This is a genomic window from Aquabacterium sp. (genome assembly GCF_004297345.1).
Lineage (GTDB): Bacteria > Pseudomonadota > Gammaproteobacteria > Burkholderiales > Burkholderiaceae_C > Aquabacterium.
Genome location: NZ_SCTN01000114.1, coordinates 1 through 2,493, shown reverse-complemented (window position 1 = coordinate 2,493; position 2,493 = coordinate 1). Strand labels below are relative to the sequence as shown.

The following is a 2,493-nucleotide window of genomic DNA, read 5'->3' as shown; positions in this document are numbered from 1 at the left end:
CCTGCTTCCACATCTTTACCTCTGGCACAACGGGCATGCCCAAGGCCTCGGTGATGACGCACTACCGCTGGCACCGCTGCATGGCCGGCCTGGGCCAACTCGGCATGCGACTCAAGTCGGATGACGTGCTGTACTGCCCGCTGCCCATGTACCACAACAACGCCTTGACGGTGTCGTGGAGCTCGGTGATCGGCGCCGGCGCCTGCATGGCCTTGGGCCGCAAGTTCAGCGCCACACGCTTCTGGGACGAGATCCGCGCCAACAAGGCCACGGCGTTCTGCTACATCGGCGAGCTGTGCCGCTACCTGCTCAACCAGCCTGCCAAGGCCACGGACCAGCAGCACGGCGTGCGCACCATCATCGGCAATGGCCTGCGCCCCGACATCTGGGAAACCTTCCAGACACGCTTCAACATCCCGCACATCGCCGAGTTTTACACGGCCAGCGAGTGCAACCTGGCTTTCGTCAACGCCTTCAACTTCAAGGGCACGGCCGGCTACTGCCCCCTGCCCTATGCCATCGTGGCGTTCGATGTGGAAAACGAAACGCCCATTCGCCAGGCCGACGGCAAGAATGCGGGCACCATGCGCAAAGTGGCCAAGGGCGAGAGCGGCCTGCTGCTGACCGAGATCACCGACAAAGCCCCGCTGGACGGCTACACCGACAGCAAGGCCACCGAAGCCAAGGTCTTCCGCAATGTGTTCAAGAAGGGCGATGCCTGGTTCAACACCGGCGACCTGATCCGCGACATGGGCTTCGGCCACATTGGCTTTGTGGACCGCGTGGGCGATACCTTCCGCTGGAAGGGCGAGAACGTGGCCACCACGGAAGTCGAAGCCGCGCTGGGCACGATCGACGGCATTGAAGAAGCCGTGGTCTATGGCGTGGAAGTGCCCGGGGCCGATGGCCGCGCCGGCATGGCCGCCATTCGCTGGGATGACAGCAAGGGCCACATCGATGGCGTAGCGCTGGCAGCAGCCTTGCACAAGGCCTTGCCCAAATATGCCGTGCCGCTGTTCATCCGCGTGCGGGAGGAACATGAAGTCACCGCGACGTTCAAACACCGCAAGGTGGAACTCAAGCGCGAAGGCTTCGATGTGGACAAGGTCGAAGACGACCTGTATGCCCTGGGCGACAAGGGCTACGAACTGATGCAGCGCGCCCACCCTGTGGCCAAGCGCGCCTGATCCTTCTACCTGATTGTTTTATTGGTTTTGCTGCGTTGCCGGCGAAGCCGATCAAGCCAAAAGCCCCTCGCACCATCAGGCGCGAGGGGATAAAAAATTGGCAACGGTACGCGCTGGCTGATCAGGCCAGCTTCTGACGATCAGTCAGCCTGCTTGCGCAGGAACGCGGGAATCTCGATTTCATCCATACCGTTGCTGGCCAGGGCATCCACCTTGGCTGCAGCTTGGGTACGGCCGCTGCGCCACACGCTGGGTGTGTTCAGGCCGCTGAAATCGCTGGCACCAGCGCTGGCATGGCCCATGCCGGCCAGACCACCAGCCAGACCTTGAGCGTGGCCTGCGTGGCCGATAGGCTGCGTCAGCACGGGGATGTTGTCGGTACCGGTGCGCTGGAAGACTTGCGTCTGCGGTGCGCTGTGGACCACGGTCATCGGGGCTTGCTGGCGCTTGGAGCCGCACAGGCCGGTGGCGATCACGGTCACGCGCAGTTGGTCGCCCAGGCTTTCGTCATAGGCGGTACCGTAGATCACGTGCGCGTCTTCGGCAGCGTAACGACGGATGGTGTTCATCGCGTTGCGCGATTCGCTCAGTTTGAAAGTCGACTTGCCTGCAGCGATCAGCACCAGCACGCCACGTGCGCCGGACAGGTCGATGCCTTCCAGCAGCGGGCAGGCCACGGCCGCTTCAGCAGCCTTGGTGGCGCGGTCAGGGCCGCCGGCAGTTGCGGTACCCATCATGGCCTTGCCAGGCTCGCTCATCACGGTCTTGACGTCTTCGAAGTCGACGTTCACCAGGCCGGGGATGTGGATGATGTCGGAGATGCCGCCGACGGCGTTCTTCAGCACGTCGTTGGCCTTGCCGAAAGCTTCTTCCTGCGTGACATCGTCACCCAGCACTTCCAGCAGCTTCTCGTTGAGCACAACGATCAGCGAGTCGACATTGGCTTCGAGTTCGTTCAGGCCGGTGTCAGCCTGCTTCATGCGACGGTTGCCTTCGAATTCGAAAGGCTTGGTCACCACGCCCACGGTCAGGATGCCCATGTCCTTGGCCACACGTGCGATCACAGGAGCAGCACCGGTGCCGGTACCGCCGCCCATGCCCGCCGTGATGAAGACCATGTGGGCGCCATCCAGCGCAGCACGGATCTGGTCGGTGGCTTCTTCAGCAGCGGCCTTGCCGGCTTCAGGCTTGGCACCAGCGCCCAGGCCGGAGTTGCCCAGTTGCAGTTGCATCTCGGCGCTCGAACGCAGCAGAGCTTGCGAGTCCGTGTTGGCGCAGATGAACTGCACGCCTTGCACGCCTTGCG

The 2,493-nt window shown here is 63.1% G+C and carries 2 protein-coding genes; one reads left to right on the top strand and one right to left on the bottom strand.

What is annotated here, in order from left to right; genetic code table 11:
• A partial coding sequence (locus EPO09_RS03435) for an AMP-binding protein (RefSeq protein ID WP_290640163.1) occupies positions 1–1,187 on the top strand: 1,187 nt, incomplete at its 5' end.
• Between the two features lie 140 nt (positions 1,188–1,327).
• On the opposite strand, the gene ftsZ is transcribed toward EPO09_RS03435, so the two are convergent.
• On the bottom strand, positions 1,328–2,493 hold a 1,166-nt coding region (ftsZ, locus tag EPO09_RS03430), incomplete at its 5' end, for a cell division protein FtsZ (protein ID WP_290640161.1).